Below are 16,248 nucleotides of genomic sequence, written 5' to 3' on the forward strand. Positions count from 1 at the left end.
TTGTGACCCTAATATACCTAATGTTTGGTCGCTTAAATCAAAACTACCCAAACCGTCATTATCGACATCATCACATATTTCTAAATCTGGAACGGTGTTGATGGTTGGTTGACCTGCCACGTTTAAAGTAAAAGGATATGTATCATAACACCCAGAATTTAAATACTCTATTCTAACATATATAGTTTCACCGTCAACACCATCATAATTTCCTGAGGTAGCTATAGCCGCTAGATCGTTTTCTGCTTCAGCGAGTGAATTATGATATGTAATTACCAAATCACCAGCATTTGTAGCACTAGCACTTACAACCGATGTATTAGAATCTAAATTAAAAAAGTAAGGAGGAATACCGGTATCGCAAACAAATAAATTGAGTGGCGCATCAGTTATTAACTCAGGTAAAACATCAATACACACTTCTTCAGTATACTCACATCCAAAATCATCAGTAGCTCTATATGTATAACAATATTGACCTGCTGCAGGTGGTTGTACTGTAATAACATTACCTGCAGTATTTATTATTGTAGGGTCTGCGTCCCATGCTTCAGTATCAATTACAGGTGTAAACGAAAGCTCTGGAGGTTGAAGGTTAGGATCAAACTCTATGCTCCATGCAAAAATGTAACCATTATCTTGGCCTAGATGATCAGTTACACTAATAGTCCAATCCCCATTTAAAGGAGAACCTAAGAGGCCATTTAAAGAGTTTTCCGAACTATAACTACCTGGCGGAACATATGAATCCTGGTAAGTATCTGGCCCATCACCATTTACAAACGTTCCTCCTTCTACAATTCCTTCTATTAAACTATCTAAACTATCATCTGGCACAAAGCAATATCGACTTCCTCTTCCAGGTGTAGGATTACCACTATTTCCATCAACAGTACCTACAGACCATGGTTGCCCTAAGTTAGCAGAACCACCACCATTTGGATTATTAATTAAATTAACCGTTTGTCCATTAGGTGAGATGATTTGAATTTCTAAATCCCCCAAATAAGAATGCTCCATAGTTACACAAATACTAACCAATTGATTCACATCAGTAATTGTTTGGTCAGATTCATAACAATCTACCGATATAGAAGAGTCAAACGGCACACCGTTATCATCAGGCAATTCAAGAACCCCACTAACGGGTGGTGTACAATCATTAATAAATTCTACAGCCTCTACTGCACCGACTATATCCGTACTTTCACCATAACAAAGTGTAATATTTGTTGCTTGTGTACCTGTAAAATCTGCCTCCGTACCGACCTGAATAACCTGGTTAATTAAATTATTATTATCACAACCCTCTGGATCGGTTGAAGTATTATCGTCACGTATATTTAAGTTTACAATATAGACGCCAGGGTTCGGATATGAAAATGTAGCTGTTTGACCTGCGACCGTATTACCATCTCCTAAATCCCATTCGTAAGTTGCCCCTGCTCCACTTGAAGAAAACGTACCACTACCTGTTAAGGTTATTTCTTCATCAGGACAAACTCTAATATATCCATCTCCATTTGGTGCTGGACTTGCAGAATCTATTTGCGAATTAATCACCTGACAATCAGTCAGACAAGATATAGTTGCAGCCCAACCATCAACACTTCCTGCTCCATCAGAAATAAACTGTATCGTTAGACACCCTGACGTATTATTAACACTTGCTTGAACAATACCAGGACTATTAGGCCCTGAAAAATCCCCATACGAAGTAGCTGCAACAGAATCACCATTAAAAATAGACATGACATCTGGGGTACCACCTCCTTGAGTAAAGAAATCCGTAAATTCTAACCGAACTCTTTCACCTGGATTTTCTGGACAAATAGTCAATATAAAATTTTCATCGTTATTGTAACTAGAAAACTCTCCGCCAGAATCATAAAAAACACCTCCACATTGATTAATTGTAGCGGTTTGCATATTAACATCTTGAGCGAATAAAAGTGATGAAAATAATAGAGGGATTATAGTAAATATGTATTTCATGCTTTTATTTTTTTATTGATATTGAGATTTTATGATAATATAATAATTGGTGTTATCTATTTGATAAGTAGCTCCAAATCTTGTATTAAAATTGAAACCGTACATTAAAGGATTAAAATTATTACGATCAAATGATTTGCTTTTCTCTACTCCAGAAACTTCTGATAGTTTAGGCCAAGCTTTCTTTTCATTTTTATTAACTATTAATTTTACCTCTACCCTATTTCTAAGAATATTTTTTATGCTTTTTAAGCGATGAGGAATATTAAAAACAAGCTTTTCGGCAGATTCTCCATAGGCTTCAATTATTTGAGCACGCTCAACAGCCGTTAATGGCATATTAACATTGTCATTATATTCAACTAATGGCAACGGAGTTTTTTGAGTGGATTGTTGACTAAACATACATAAAGGTATGAGCATCAGCATAAAGATAAATTGTAGTTTTTTCATAGATAATTCAGAATATTATAATTTCGAAAATTAAGAAAATTTTAGGAAACCAATTGTTAATTCGTCCAAGGATATTGGAGTTTAACGGTTTTACTTATTAAACAGTTGTAATTATAAAACTCCTACCTCATCCAAACTATTTTTATTGTTTATCTTTGCCACTCGTTTTTAAAAACTGCTAACAATTATATTACAATGAAAATCGAAAGTGATTTTAACGATATTGATGCTTTAGGAGATGATCACATAGGATCATCTAGTGATACACCTTTACGACCTGACGCCTTTAAACTATCAAACGCTGAAAAAATAGAAAGCATTAAAGGTGATGTTAAACATATATTAGAGACCTTAGGTTTAGACTTAAATGACGACAGCCTTAAAGGCACTCCTAATAGAGTTGCTAAAATGTTTGTTAATGAAATTTTTGGTGGTTTAGATCCTGATAAGAAACCTAGTGCCTCAACCTTCGACAATAAATATAAGTATGGAGAAATGCTTGTAGAAAAAAACATTACCGTTTATTCTACTTGCGAACATCACTTATTACCTATTGTAGGAAGAGCTCATATTGCATACATTTCTAATGGTACCGTTGTTGGTTTATCTAAAATGAACAGAATTGTGGACTATTATGCTAAAAGACCACAAGTACAAGAGCGATTAACGATACAGGTAGTAAAAGAACTTCAAGCCGTTTTAGGAACCGATGATGTGGCTTGTATCATTGATGCCAAACATTTGTGTGTTAATTCTCGTGGTATAAGAGATATTGAAAGTAGCACCGTTACTTCAGAGTTTGGTGGGAAATTTAATGAGAAAGAAACTCGAAGAGAACTTTTAGACTACATCAAATTAGACACTCAATTTTAAGTCCTATCCACTAGATTAGTTCACGTCATTATATTGATTCATTTTTCAAAAATCGCATCATGTCTTTATACAATACACAGCACATAAAATTATACAATACACTTACTGGTGAAAAGGAAATTTTTCAACCCATAACTGATGGCTATGTTGGAATGTATGTTTGTGGACCTACAGTTTACAGCAATGTACATTTAGGTAATGTGAGAACGTTTATGTCTTTTGATATGATTTTTCGTTACCTGAAACATTTAGGTTATAAAGTGCGCTATGTGAGAAATATTACAGATGCCGGACATTTAGAAAATGATGCTGATGTTGGCGAAGATAAAATCACCAAAAAAGCACGATTAGAAGCCATAGAGCCTATGGAAATTGTTCAGCGTTATACCGTTGATTTCCATAATGTACTCAACACTTTTAATTTTTTACCACCAAGTATAGAGCCTACCGCAACAGGTCATATTATAGAACAAATTGAATTAATTCAATCTATTATAGATAATGGCTTTGCATATACTGTAAATGGCTCGGTTTATTTTGATGTTCATAAATACAATGAATCTAACGAATATGGCATTTTAAGCAAACGTAAATTAGAAGACTTAATTCATAACACACGTGCACTAGACGGACAAAGCGACAAGAAAAACCCTCAAGATTTTGCACTTTGGAAGAAAGCTGAACCCACTCATATTATGCGTTGGCCTTCTCCTTGGAGTGATGGTTTCCCAGGATGGCATCTAGAATGTACTGCAATGAGCACTAAATATCTTGGTGATTATTTTGATATTCATGGAGGTGGAATGGATTTAAAATTCCCACATCACGAATGTGAAATTGCACAAAATCAAGCTTCAAAAGGTCAAGCTCCTGTAAAGTATTGGATGCATGCCAATATGTTAGAGCTTAATGGTGCTCGCATGAGTAAATCCACTGGAAATTATATCAACCCAGCAGAATTACTTTCTGGCGACAATGATATTATGTCTAAAGCTTATAATCCTAGCGTCATTCGCTTTTTTATGATGCAAGCCTCTTATAGAAGTGTTTTAGATTTAACTGATGACGGTTTATCAGCTGCCGAAAAGGGATTCCATAGACTTATGGATGCTATTGGTATAATTGATAATTTAAAGACAAGTTCTTCATCGTCATTCAACATTACAGATTGGAAGCAGAAATGCTACGATGCTATGAATGATGATTTTAACACTCCGATTTTAATTGCGTCACTTTTTGAGGCTGTAAAATTCATCAACCAAGTAAAGGATGGAAGTGCAACAGTTACTCCTGAAGATTTAGCGCTTTTAAAAGAAACGATTGAATCTTTTGTCTTTGAAGTTCTTGGTTTGGTAAATATTTCAAAAGAAAGTACAGGAGGTAATAAACTTACTGGTGCTGTTGAAATCTTAATCAATCTTAGAAAAGAAGCCCGATTAAATAAAGATTTTGCATTGTCTGATAAAATTAGAGACCAATTGGCTGAAGCTGGTATTCAACTAAATGATAGTAGAGAAGGCACGACTTTTACGACAAACTAATCGTGAAAAAACTATTAACATATCCGTTTTTATTACTGATTAAAATCTATCAAACGTTTATTTCTCCAATGACACCTGCAACTTGCAGGTACCAACCCACCTGTTCCCATTATGCCAAAGAAGCTTTAGAAGTTCATGGTTTTTTTAAAGGAGGTTGGTTAGCTGTGAAGCGGATTTTTAGTTGTCATCCCTGGGGAGGTAGTGGTTTCGACCCTGTTCCTAAAAAGGATGACAACTAAAAAATTTACCAACGCGCCAGCTCGCCCGTTCTCTAAAAATGTACTCCGCATATTTTCTTTACGTTCCGTCGCCTTGGGCGAGGTAGTGGTTTTGACCCTGTTCCTCCTAAAGAGAATTAATATTACGTTAATCTCATTTTCAATCGCTATCAAAATATTATATTTACGGCATAAAGAGAATAACTATGTTTTTATTACAGATTGATTGGGATCCTATTAAGTTTATCGATTTAGGATTTTTTAAACTTCATTTTTACAGTTTGATGTGGATTACAGCCTTTGTTTTAGGCTTTAACATTACCAAGCGCATCTATAAAAACGAAGGTCAGTCCGAAGACGCTTTAGATTCTTTGTTTATCTATTCTGTAGTAGGTATTATGCTTGGTGCAAGACTAGGCCATGTTATCTTTTACCAACCGGAATTAATTTCAGAAGACTTTTTCAGCATCTTTTTGCCTTTTAAATTTAAAGGAGGTTTTGAATTCACAGGCTTTCAAGGCTTAGCAAGTCATGGTGCTGCTATTGCCATGATTATTTCTATGTACATCTACAACAAAAAAGTATTACATAAAACTGTCCTTTGGATTTTAGATCGTGTGGTAATTCCTGTGGCACTTGGTGCTGTATTTGTTAGAATCGGAAACTTTATAAATTCAGAAATCATTGGAAAATATACTGGTAGTGATTTTGGTGTTGTATTTAAGCAATTAGGTGAAACCGCACCGAGACATCCAGCACAATTGTACGAAGCATTTTGTTATGTTTTTGTATTCTTAATCCTCTTTTACTTCTATTGGAAAACGAAGAAATCTGAACAGCAAGGTTTCTTATTTGGTCTGTTTTTAGTATTACTGTGGTCTGTAAGATTCTTTGTAGAGTTCGTTAAAGAAGCTCAAAATATTGAACGTGCGGATTGGGTATTAAATACAGGTCAATGGCTAAGTATTCCTTTTATAATTATAGGTCTATACTTTATGTTTATCTATAAACCTAAAACAAAACTGAGCTAAATGCGTATTCAATTATTTATAAAATCTGGACTTCTTGTTTTAGGGCTTACTCTTCTTTCATCTTGCAAAGAAGAAAAGAAAACAACAACTGAAGATAAAGTTGTCGTTAACTTTAAAAAAGAAGGTACGCTTACGCTGAAAAAAGCAGATTCTGATTCTATAATAAAGATTATAGATATAGAAATTGCAGATGACGAATATTCTACCCAAACGGGTTTAATGTATCGTACTAAGCTTGAAGCCAATCATGGGATGTTATTTATATTTCCAAATGTAGAAATGCGTAGTTTCTATATGAAAAACACCAAAATTCCTCTAGACATTATTTATATAGATGAAGATAAAACCATCGTAAGCTTTCAAAAGAACGCAAAACCCATGGATGAAACGTCTCTTCGGTCTGAAGCCCCTGCTAAATATGTTTTAGAGATTTACGGCGGCCTTTCTGATGTTTGGCAACTTGCCGTAGGAGATAAGATTAGTTTTACTCAAACTAATGACTAAGCCCATAGGTTTAGATATCACTACTCCTTTAGAACATCGCTTAAGTCTTTCGGTATTTAAACCCAATACTTCAAATAATAAAACTATAGTCATCTCTTCAGCCACTGGCGTTTTACAGTATTTCTATTATAAATTCGCCACCTATTTTTCAGAATTAGGCTATACCGTTTACACCTTTGATTATTCTGGTATAGGTAAATCTAATTTGAGTATTTTAGACTTAAAACAAAATACTATCAATTTGGAGTCTTGGGGAGAAAATGACCAAGCCTCTGTTATTAGTTATGCCAAATCTCAAAACCCTACCCATAAAATAATTGTTATTACTCATAGTATTGGAGGTCAAATTTTAGCTTTTAATAAGAACATTGCTCAAGTTGATGCTATAATTACGGTTGCTTCGCAAAGTGGTTATTGGAAACATTGGAATGGTTTTGAGCGTTTTAGAATGTTCACATTTTGGTATGTACTCATTCCGACACTAACTCCTTTCTTTGGTTATTTTCCTGCTAAAAAAATAAAGCTCTTTGAAAATTTACCCAAACACATGGCTTACCAATGGAGACATTGGGGAACTCATAAAGATTATATGCTGCGTGAATTTAATTTTGAAGACCTTCAATTTAAAAACTTCAATAAGCCCTTATTAGCTTTAAGCTTTACTAAAGATAAGTTTGCATCAAAAGCTTCAGTAGATTGGTTGGCTAAGCAGTTCACCAAAGCCAAAATAGATAGACAACATATCATTCCTGAAGATCTAGGCATTGCAAATGTTGGTCATTTTGGATTCTTTAGAAGTGCGTTTAAAGCATCTTTATGGAAGATAACGCATCAATGGATAGCGAAGCATACGTAGACCTTAGCGACTTCTTTAATCACTAATCTCACCAAAACACTACAATCATATCACAAAAAAAATGCCCTTCAATTAAGAAGGGCATCTTTCATTCTGAATTAATTCAGAATAGGATGTATTTTAAAGCTTAAGCTTCTTCAACAACTTCTTTCTCTTTACTCTTTAATGCTTCTGCTACGTTACCTTTTTTAGCTGTATCGTACATAATTGGTGTTGCAATAAATACTGAAGAGTATGTACCAACGATTACACCCAAAATTAAAGCGAATAATAAATCTTTCAGTGAGTCTGCACCAAATAAGAACATTGCCAATAACACTACTAGAGTTGTTAACGACGTATTTAAAGTTCTACTAATCGTACTGTTAATAGATTTGTTAATTGTCGTATCGAATTTCCAACCTAAGTTTTCATTGAAGTACTCTCTAATTCTATCGAATACAACAACGGTATCATTTAGTGAGTAACCAATTACCGTTAAGATTGCCGCGATAAAAGTTTGATCAACCTCCATACTAAATGGCATAAATCTCCATGTTAATGAATAGATACCTAATACAATTAATACATCATGGAAAACTGCAGCAACAGCACCAAGAGAGAATTGCCATTTCTTAAATCTTATTAAGATGTATAAAAATACAACTACTAAAGATCCTAAAATTGCCCAAATAGATGCTTTTTGAATATCATCTGCAATTGTTGGACTCACTTTACTAGACAACATTTTACCGATTTTGGCATCTCCCGAGCCAACTTTAAATTCATCATAAGTCATGCCTTCTGGAAGGTATTTTTGTAATGCTGTAAACAACATAGACTCTACCTCTTCATCAGCCTCTAATGAACTATCTTCTACTTTATACTTCGTAGAAATCTTTAATTGGTTTGGCCCACCAATAGTTTTTACTTCCGCACTTTCAAAGACAACCTCAAGCTCATTTTTAACTTCTTCAACACTCATGTCTTGATCGAAACGTACTTGGTAGGTTCTACCTCCTACAAAGTCAATACCTTGATCTAAACCTGTTGTAAAAAGCGATCCTAAACTTGCTAAAATTAATGCTCCAGAAAAAGCATATGCAATCTTACGTTTCTTTAAGAAATCGATATTTACATTGGTAAATAAGTTTTTAGTTAAACCTGTAGAGAAATCTAATTTACCGCCTCTGTTTACATACCAGTCTACTAATAAACGTGTAATGAAAATTGCAGTAAATAATGATGTTAAAATACCAATGATTAATGTTGTTGCGAAACCTTTAATTGGTCCTGTACCAAATACAAATAAAATTAAAGCAGTTAAACCAGTTGTAATGTTTGCATCTAAGATTGAAGATAATGCATTAGAGAAACCATCTTTAATAGATTCCTTTTGCGTTTTTCCTTTTGCGAGCTCCTCTTTAATCCTCTCAAAGATCAGTACGTTCGCATCGACCGAAATACCAATCGTTAATACAATACCAGCAATACCAGGTAAGGTTAATACCGCTCCTAAACTTGCTAACACACCAAAGATTAATAAGATGTTTAACATTAAGGCAATATCTGCAAAACCACCAGCTTTTCCATAATAAAAAATCATCCAAAGTAATACAAACGCTAAAGCGATAACGAATGATTTCATTCCACTATCAATAGCCTCTTGTCCTAATGAAGGCCCAACGATATCTGATTGAACAATCTCAGCAGAAGCAGGTAACTTACCAGCTCTTAAAACGTTAGCTAAATCGACAGCTTCTGTTAATGAAAATGATCCTGAAATTTGAGAGTTACCACCAGCAATTGGGCCAGAAGACACACTTGGTGCAGAGTACACAATATCATCTAATACAATAGCAATATAACCTTGTGTTTCGTACGCTTTTTTGGTCATTTCTTCCCAGGTCTTAGCTCCTTTAGCATTCATCTGCATACTAACAGCAGGTCTGCTTACTTGGTCATAATCTTGTCTTGCATCTGTAATTACAGATCCATTTAATTCTGGTTCACCATCTCTATTACCTTTAATAGCATAAAGTTCAGAAAACTCAGATTCTTCATTTTGTAATCCCCATACAAATCTTACATAACGCATTTCTGCAGGTAAAGAAGCTCTGTTTTTTGAAGCGTTTAAATGCTCCATAACTTTTTCTTTATCTTTAGATAAGAACATACCAACAACAGAGCCACCATTTCCATAACCCTGAATTCCTAAAGGATTAATATTAGCAACATCTGTAGAATCCGTTTCTATTTGTCCGGTAAGTTCATTAATAACATCTGAAGTATCTTCTTCTTGATCTTCCGTTACCTCTGCAACCTCATCTTTTGTTTCTTTCTTATTATTTTCTTCAACCAAATTTTGGTTAACCTCCATTAAATAAGGTAAAACATCTTGCGTCTTGTACGTTTCCCAAAATTGTAACTGTGCTGTTTTAGTTACTAAATCTGTTACACGCTCGATATCTTTTGCACCTGGCAATTCAAGAAGAATACGACCAGAGTTTCCTAAACGTTGAATATTTGGTGAAGTAACACCAAACTTATCAATACGTTTACGTAATACTTCGAATGCAGAAACGATAGACTCATCAATTTTTGTTTCGATAATACTTTTAACCTCGTTATCTGACATATCGAATTTGATATCTTCACTTAAGGTTCTATTCGCAAAAATATCTGGTGACGCTAATTTTGTATCTCCTTTAATGGCATCAAATGCAGCAAAGAAAGATTGTAAATAAGAATCTTGAGAATTTTTTTGTAATTCATCAGCATCATCTAAAGCTTTATTAAAAACTGGGTTTTTACTTTTGTTAGCTAAACCTTTTAAGATATCTTTTACTGAAATCTGAAGAATTACATTAATACCACCTTTAAGGTCTAAACCTAAATTCATGGCATTATTTTCAACTTCGTTATAAGTGTATTGTGCAACACCTAAGTTGTAAACTTCGATAGACTCAAAGTTTTCACCTACTTTAATTTTTGAGGTTTTCAACGAATCTAAATAGCGAGCCTCTTCGATATTTCGTTTCGTTTGGTAATCCTCTTCTGTATCAGCATATTTTACAATTGCTGCTTGTTCTGCATTAGCTTCTATCTGATTCGCTTTAAAAGTAAATGATAATTGGTAAATACTTACCAAACCAAATAAAAGCGCAAAAAGCTTAATTATTCCTTTGTTTTGCATTGTGATTTTTGTTTAATGTCGATTTTTTTTTAACGCGCAAATATAGAGCTTACACTATAATTCGACAATCTTTTTTTATAAATTGATTTTGAGTTTTTTGACTAAAAAAACGCTTTGAAATGAAGTGGAATTATTTGAGATTATATAATTCCTTTTAGGCAGTTGGTCCTGCTCGTACTTCAGGAATGATATAAGAAATAGTATTAATTGATACAGTAGCGTCATTATTAATTGCAGTAGCAACTTTAATGCTGTAATTGATTTTAATATCAGAGAAATGATTACCAAAAGTATTGGTCTTTGAATATAAAAAACGATCTACTTTCTGATTAACCTCTACAATCTGAGTACGTTCAAAATCCCAATTAACAGTATTACTGGTCTTTAATTCAGAGATATTAAGCTCGTAATCCTTAACACTTTTGTGTTTAGGAAAATTATCGGACGGATTATCAGTAGATTTATATGCTACTCTTAACGTTTCAACATTAAAAAGTGCATTCTGAATATATTTAACATGGCTATCACTATGATAAGTTATTCTAAGTTGGCCTTCATTATTCTGGCCTATTTGAATATGAGTAACACCAATACTTTGCAGTTGATTTTGAATGGCTTCAATCGTAATTTCTGCATCTTCTGAAGAAATATCTGAATCAGAAAACTGAACCACAATCTGTTGATTGGGTAATGTATTTTGCTCTAGATACGTTCCTAAAAACGCCAAGAGTAAAACTAACAATCCAAAATGCAGTTTGGTTTTCATGCGCCAAATATAGACAAAAAATAAAGACTGTATTTCTACAGCCTTATCTTAAATTTTAAACCTTACATGTAATTGAATTACATCCCCTCCATTTTGGTGTAACCTTCTGGTGGTGTTAAGCTTAATTTATCATCTGAAACAGATTCTTCTTTAATCTCAGTTATTTCAGATGTTACTTCGATACTCGCACCCATTTGGTTCATCTTCATTACAAAATATAAAGGATAACCTTCAATTTTATCTCCCATGGCTGTAGTGTTATGGCTAAAAGCAGAAATTTTATCAGTTGTAAACATTTGCATTTCTACATCTTGTCCATTTTGTTTCATTTTGATAAAATATTGTTGACATTCATAACCCAATACAGTTTTTGTTTCATCACCTTTTTCTACGCTTACACTTTTTAAATCCTCTTCAGTAGGAATAAAAGATTGTAGAACAAATTTTTTGCCCAAACCTGGTTGATCTAATAGCATTAACATTTGTTTTTCAACGGCATCAACAATGATAACCATATCTCCTGTCATTGGACTGCTTGTTTCGCTACGTGATTTTTCACCTTTAAAATAAGTAGTCGCCTTTGAGTCTCCCATAGCTTGTAGCTGAGCATTCATTTGTGGATTGTCGCTAGACATGGTTTGATTAGCGATAAGAACTCCTTCTGTAAGTTTTTCTTGCGCTGTAGCAACAACACTTAACATTAACGCAAAACTAAATAATAGTATTTTTTTCATTTCTTATTTTTTATAATTAGTTGTTAGTATACAAAAACCTTACCAACAAAAGATGTCGGTAAGGTTTTTCAAATTAGATGTTTTATTAAAGCTTATAGTTCTAATAATCCATTTGTTTTCTTAACACCTTCAGCACTTGCTTTCATGTGTTCTTTTTCTGCATCACTTAAAGATACATCAACGATTTTTTCTATTCCATTTCTACCTAAAACAACTGGCACACCAATACAAAGATCAGATAAACCATATTCTCCTTCTAGTAAGGTAGAACAAGGATAAATTTTCTTTTGATCGCAAGCAATGGCTTGAACTAAACCACTTACTGCAGCACCTGGCGCATACCAAGCCGAAGTTCCTAATAATTTAGTTAACGTCGCTCCACCTACCTTAGTATCTTCTGCAACTTGATTTAAGCGCTCTTCTGATAAAAATTCAGAAACTTTAATACTATTTCTTGTCGCATGAGATATTAATGGCACCATACCTGTATCGCTATGACCACCAATGACCATTCCGTCTACATCACTAATTGGCGCTTCTAAAGCTTCTGCCAATCTGTACTTAAAACGTGCAGAATCTAAAGCTCCACCCATTCCTATAATTCTATGCTTAGGTAAACCCGTAGTTTTATGCACCAAATACGTCATTGTATCCATTGGGTTACTTACAACAATGATAATTGTGTTAGGAGAATGTTCTACTAAGCTAGATGATACCATTTTTACGATACCAGCATTGATTCCAATTAATTCTTCTCTTGTCATTCCTGGTTTACGAGGAATACCAGAAGTAATTACACAAATATCACTATTTGCTGTCTTAGAGTAATCGTTAGTACTTCCTGTAATTTTAGTGTCAAAACCATTTAAAGAAGCACACTGCATTAAGTCCATTGCTTTACCTTCTGCATAACCTTCTTTAATATCTAAGATTACAACTTCAGAAGCAAAATTTTTAATTGCAATATACTCTGCACAACTTGCGCCTACTGCACCAGCGCCAACTACGGTAACTTTCATTTGTTCTTTTTATTTAAATTAATGTCTAATGGAACGCGCTTAAAACTATTAAATTAATATAAATAGTGCGAAAGCGTATTTCATAATTATATGTTTTAATGTGTAAATTATGTATTAAATACGAGTGTAAATTTACGAATAAAATTACCGTTAAAGAAGAAAGTATTCAATTTCCTCCTACAGATAACTTCATCATTAGCCCAATAAAAAAAAGCAACTATGTTGTTACATAGTTGCTTTTTAAATTCGTTTATCATTACATTATTTATGCATCGATATTAGCGTAAATAGCATTCTTTTCTATAAACTCTCTACGTGGTGGCACTTCATCTCCCATTAACATTGAGAATACACGATCTGCTTCTACCCCATTATCAATCTGAATTTGACGCAATGTTCTAAACTCCGGGTTCATTGTAGTATCCCAAAGTTGTTCAGCATTCATCTCACCAAGACCCTTATAACGTTGAATTTTTGCACCATCACCATATTTCTGCATTAAAGCCAAGCGCTCTTCATCATTCCAAGCGTATTCTTTTTTCGTTCCTTTTTTCACTAAGAACAAAGGTGGAGTTGCGATATAAATATGTCCGTTTTCAATTAACTCCTTCATATAACGGAAGAAGAACGTTAAAATTAAAGTTTCAATATGCGAACCATCGATATCGGCATCACACATAATAACTATTTTATGGTATCTTAATTTTGAAAGATTTAGTGCTTTACTGTCTTCTTCTGTTCCGATAGTAACCCCTAAAGCGGTGAAGATATTTTTGATCTCTTCGTTTTCAAAAACCTTATGCGTCATGGCTTTCTCCACATTAAGAATCTTACCTCTCAATGGTAGAATGGCTTGAAACATTCTATCTCTACCTTGTTTTGCAGTTCCACCTGCCGAATCTCCCTCGACTAAGTAAACTTCACATTTTGCAGGATCTTGCTCTGAACAATCTGATAATTTTCCAGGTAAACCACCAATACTCATTACGGTTTTACGCTGAACCATTTCACGTGCCTTTTGAGCAGCATGACGTGCTTGGGCAGCCAAAATGACTTTTTGAACAATAGTTTTTGCATCATCTGGATTTTCTTCCAAATAATCCGTTAACATTTCAGAAACAGACTGACTTACCGCCGCTGAAACTTCACGGTTTCCTAACTTCGTTTTTGTTTGTCCTTCGAATTGTGGTTCTTGTACTTTTACCGAAATAATAGCTGTTAAACCTTCACGAAAATCATCACCAGCAATATCAAACTTCAACTTATCTAACATCCCAGATTCGTCAGCATACTTTTTAAGGGTATGTGTTAAACCACGACGGAATCCTGATAAGTGTGTTCCACCTTCATGTGTATTAATATTGTTTACATAAGAATGTAAATTTTCAGCATAAGACGTGTTATAAATCATAGCAACCTCAACTGGCACACCATTCTTTTCACCTTCAAAAGCAATAACCTCTTTTATTAAAGGCTCACGGTTACCATCTAAAAACTTGATAAATTCCTTAAGACCTTCTGTAGAGTGAAATGTTTCACCTTCAAACTCTCCATCATCCTTTTTATGACGCTTATCTACTAAATGAATAGTGATTCCTTTATTAAGGTATGCCAACTCACGCATACGACTTGCTAAGGTATCATAGTTATACTCTAGAGTCTGCGTAAAGATTGTAGCATCTGGCTTAAAAGTAACAATGGTTCCTCTTTTTTCAGTTTCACCAACCTTCTTTACAGGATACATTGGTTTCCCCTTTTCGTATTCTTGCTCCCAGATTTCACCCTTTCTAAAAACTGTAGCTGTTAAATGATCAGATAATGCGTTAACACAACTTACACCAACACCGTGCAATCCACCAGAAACTTTATAAGAATCTTTATCGAACTTACCACCAGCACCAATTTTGGTCATTACAACCTCTAATGCTGAGACTCCTTCTTTTTTATGTAAATCTATAGGTATACCACGACCATCATCTTCTGTCGTAATAGAATTATCTTCATTTATAATTACGGTAATATTATCACAATGACCAGCTAAAGCTTCATCAATTGAGTTATCCACTACCTCATAAACTAAATGGTGCAAACCTCTAACACCAGTATCGCCAATATACATCGATGGACGCATACGCACATGCTCCATGCCTTCTAAAGCTTGAATACTATCTGCGGAATAGTTATCCTTGTTAAATTCTTCTCTTTTGTCGCTCATTATCTTGAATACGTTTTTAATTCGAATCGTTATTTAAAAAAATTCCATTCTTCAACGGAATCAAATTAGCTACCTCAATTTCCTTCAACTTTATTGTGAAAATTAAGCGCTTCTTTGACATAAAAAAAATGACACAATTGTATCATTTTTGAATACTAACAAATATACGGATTTTTAACGCATTTTAAGCACCTTTTGCCCGTTTAGGTTAAAAATTATCAACATTTGTTAATTTCTAAAAAGTCGCTTAGAACGATTAAAAAGCACCTTAAAATTGATTTTTTAATTTTTTAAATCCTCTTGATCTTCAAAAAATCAAAAAACCTCTTAGAAGCTTAATTTTTAAGTTCTTTTATTTAAATATTACAACTAAAAACAGTCTACAAATCTTTAATCATACTTCAATAATAGAGATTTCAACATGGTGTAAGTTTTTTCTCGAAAAAACACAAATTACTACAAGATTCTGCATTTAATCGAATATTCTTGCCGTTTAAAGATTAAATTCTATATTTGCCTTCGAAAATTACATTAAAAATAATATCAAAATGTTGTATTTAATCCATCCGAAAACAGAATTTATGGAAAATATTAAATTCGAGAGAATAATTTCTTCAAAACTGAACTTTGTATTGAAATCAGTTTTTATGATTATATGTTCTCTAGTGTTGAATCCTATATTTTCGCAGACACCTGTAAACGATGATTTTACAAATGCCATAGATGTAACAACCATTATTAACAGTTGTTCTGCCGATGCTGCTTATACGATTATAGGTGCTACTCCAGATAAGAATGCAGGTAGTAATTGGAACAATAACGGACCTAAAAATAATGTTTGGTTTAAATTTACAGCACCTGCAACTGG

14 protein-coding genes are annotated in these 16,248 nt (G+C 33.8%); 7 read left to right on the plus strand and 7 right to left on the minus strand.

Annotation, left to right across the window (positions count from 1 at the left end):
* A partial coding sequence (locus DFQ09_RS12630; RefSeq protein WP_115811290.1) for a PKD domain-containing protein occupies positions 1–1,995 on the minus strand: 1,995 nt, incomplete at its 3' end.
* A gap of 12 nt (positions 1,996–2,007) precedes the next feature.
* Positions 2,008–2,448 (minus strand): hypothetical protein, encoded by a 441-nt coding sequence (locus DFQ09_RS12635; RefSeq protein WP_147298349.1) that lies wholly within the window; start codon positions 2,446–2,448, stop codon positions 2,008–2,010.
* A 195-nt stretch (positions 2,449–2,643) separates the two neighbouring features.
* On the opposite strand from DFQ09_RS12635, the gene folE reads away from it, so the two are divergent.
* The 6 genes from folE to DFQ09_RS12665 all read left to right on the plus strand — a co-directional run bounded on the left by folE (position 2,644) and on the right by DFQ09_RS12665 (position 7,471).
* Positions 2,644–3,321 carry a GTP cyclohydrolase I FolE gene (folE, locus tag DFQ09_RS12640; RefSeq protein ID WP_115810923.1) on the plus strand — a complete coding sequence of 226 codons (678 nt, stop codon included), beginning with the start codon at positions 2,644–2,646 and terminating at the stop codon, positions 3,319–3,321.
* A 59-nt stretch (positions 3,322–3,380) separates the two neighbouring features.
* A complete protein-coding gene (gene cysS, locus DFQ09_RS12645) occupies positions 3,381–4,862 on the plus strand; it encodes a cysteine--tRNA ligase (protein WP_115810925.1) in 1,482 nt (493 codons plus the stop codon).
* A gap of 2 nt (positions 4,863–4,864) precedes the next feature.
* Positions 4,865–5,101 carry a membrane protein insertion efficiency factor YidD gene (gene yidD, locus DFQ09_RS12650; protein WP_092469661.1) on the plus strand — a complete coding sequence of 79 codons (237 nt, stop codon included), beginning with the start codon at positions 4,865–4,867 and terminating at the stop codon, positions 5,099–5,101.
* Between the two features lie 185 nt (positions 5,102–5,286).
* A complete protein-coding gene (gene lgt, locus DFQ09_RS12655) occupies positions 5,287–6,111 on the plus strand; it encodes a prolipoprotein diacylglyceryl transferase (protein ID WP_115810927.1) in 825 nt (274 codons plus the stop codon).
* On the plus strand, positions 6,112–6,615 hold the full coding sequence (locus DFQ09_RS12660; protein ID WP_115810929.1) for a DUF192 domain-containing protein: 504 nt from the start codon (positions 6,112–6,114) through the stop codon (positions 6,613–6,615).
* Positions 6,608–7,471, plus strand: a complete 864-nt coding sequence (locus tag DFQ09_RS12665) for an alpha/beta hydrolase family protein (protein WP_115810931.1) — start codon at positions 6,608–6,610, stop codon at positions 7,469–7,471. Before DFQ09_RS12660 ends, DFQ09_RS12665 begins: the two co-directional genes overlap by 8 nt.
* Positions 7,472–7,598: 127 nt before the next feature.
* Here the strand turns inward: DFQ09_RS12665 and secDF are convergent, their stop codons facing one another.
* From secDF to gyrB, 5 genes are all read right to left on the minus strand, one after another.
* Complete coding sequence (secDF, locus tag DFQ09_RS12670) at positions 7,599–10,646, minus strand: protein translocase subunit SecDF (RefSeq protein ID WP_115810933.1); 3,048 nt, start codon at positions 10,644–10,646, stop codon at positions 7,599–7,601.
* A 154-nt stretch (positions 10,647–10,800) separates the two neighbouring features.
* The gene (locus DFQ09_RS12675; protein WP_115810935.1) at positions 10,801–11,412 is read right to left on the minus strand and encodes a hypothetical protein; all 612 of its coding nucleotides are present in this window, start codon (positions 11,410–11,412) and stop codon (positions 10,801–10,803) included.
* A gap of 77 nt (positions 11,413–11,489) precedes the next feature.
* Positions 11,490–12,146, minus strand: a complete 657-nt coding sequence (locus DFQ09_RS12680) for a DUF4412 domain-containing protein (protein ID WP_115810937.1) — start codon at positions 12,144–12,146, stop codon at positions 11,490–11,492.
* Between the two features lie 92 nt (positions 12,147–12,238).
* The gene (mdh, locus tag DFQ09_RS12685) at positions 12,239–13,165 is read right to left on the minus strand and encodes a malate dehydrogenase (protein ID WP_020897308.1); all 927 of its coding nucleotides are present in this window, start codon (positions 13,163–13,165) and stop codon (positions 12,239–12,241) included.
* Positions 13,166–13,430: 265 nt separating this feature from the next.
* A complete protein-coding gene (gene gyrB / locus DFQ09_RS12690; protein WP_115810939.1) occupies positions 13,431–15,380 on the minus strand; it encodes a DNA topoisomerase (ATP-hydrolyzing) subunit B in 1,950 nt (649 codons plus the stop codon).
* Between the two features lie 581 nt (positions 15,381–15,961).
* On the opposite strand from gyrB, the gene DFQ09_RS18950 reads away from it, so the two are divergent.
* Positions 15,962–16,248 (plus strand): hypothetical protein (locus tag DFQ09_RS18950; protein ID WP_181897179.1); only part of this gene is annotated, 287 nt, incomplete at its 3' end.

Source organism: Winogradskyella pacifica, from assembly GCF_003386275.1.
GTDB lineage: Bacteria > Bacteroidota > Bacteroidia > Flavobacteriales > Flavobacteriaceae > Winogradskyella > Winogradskyella pacifica.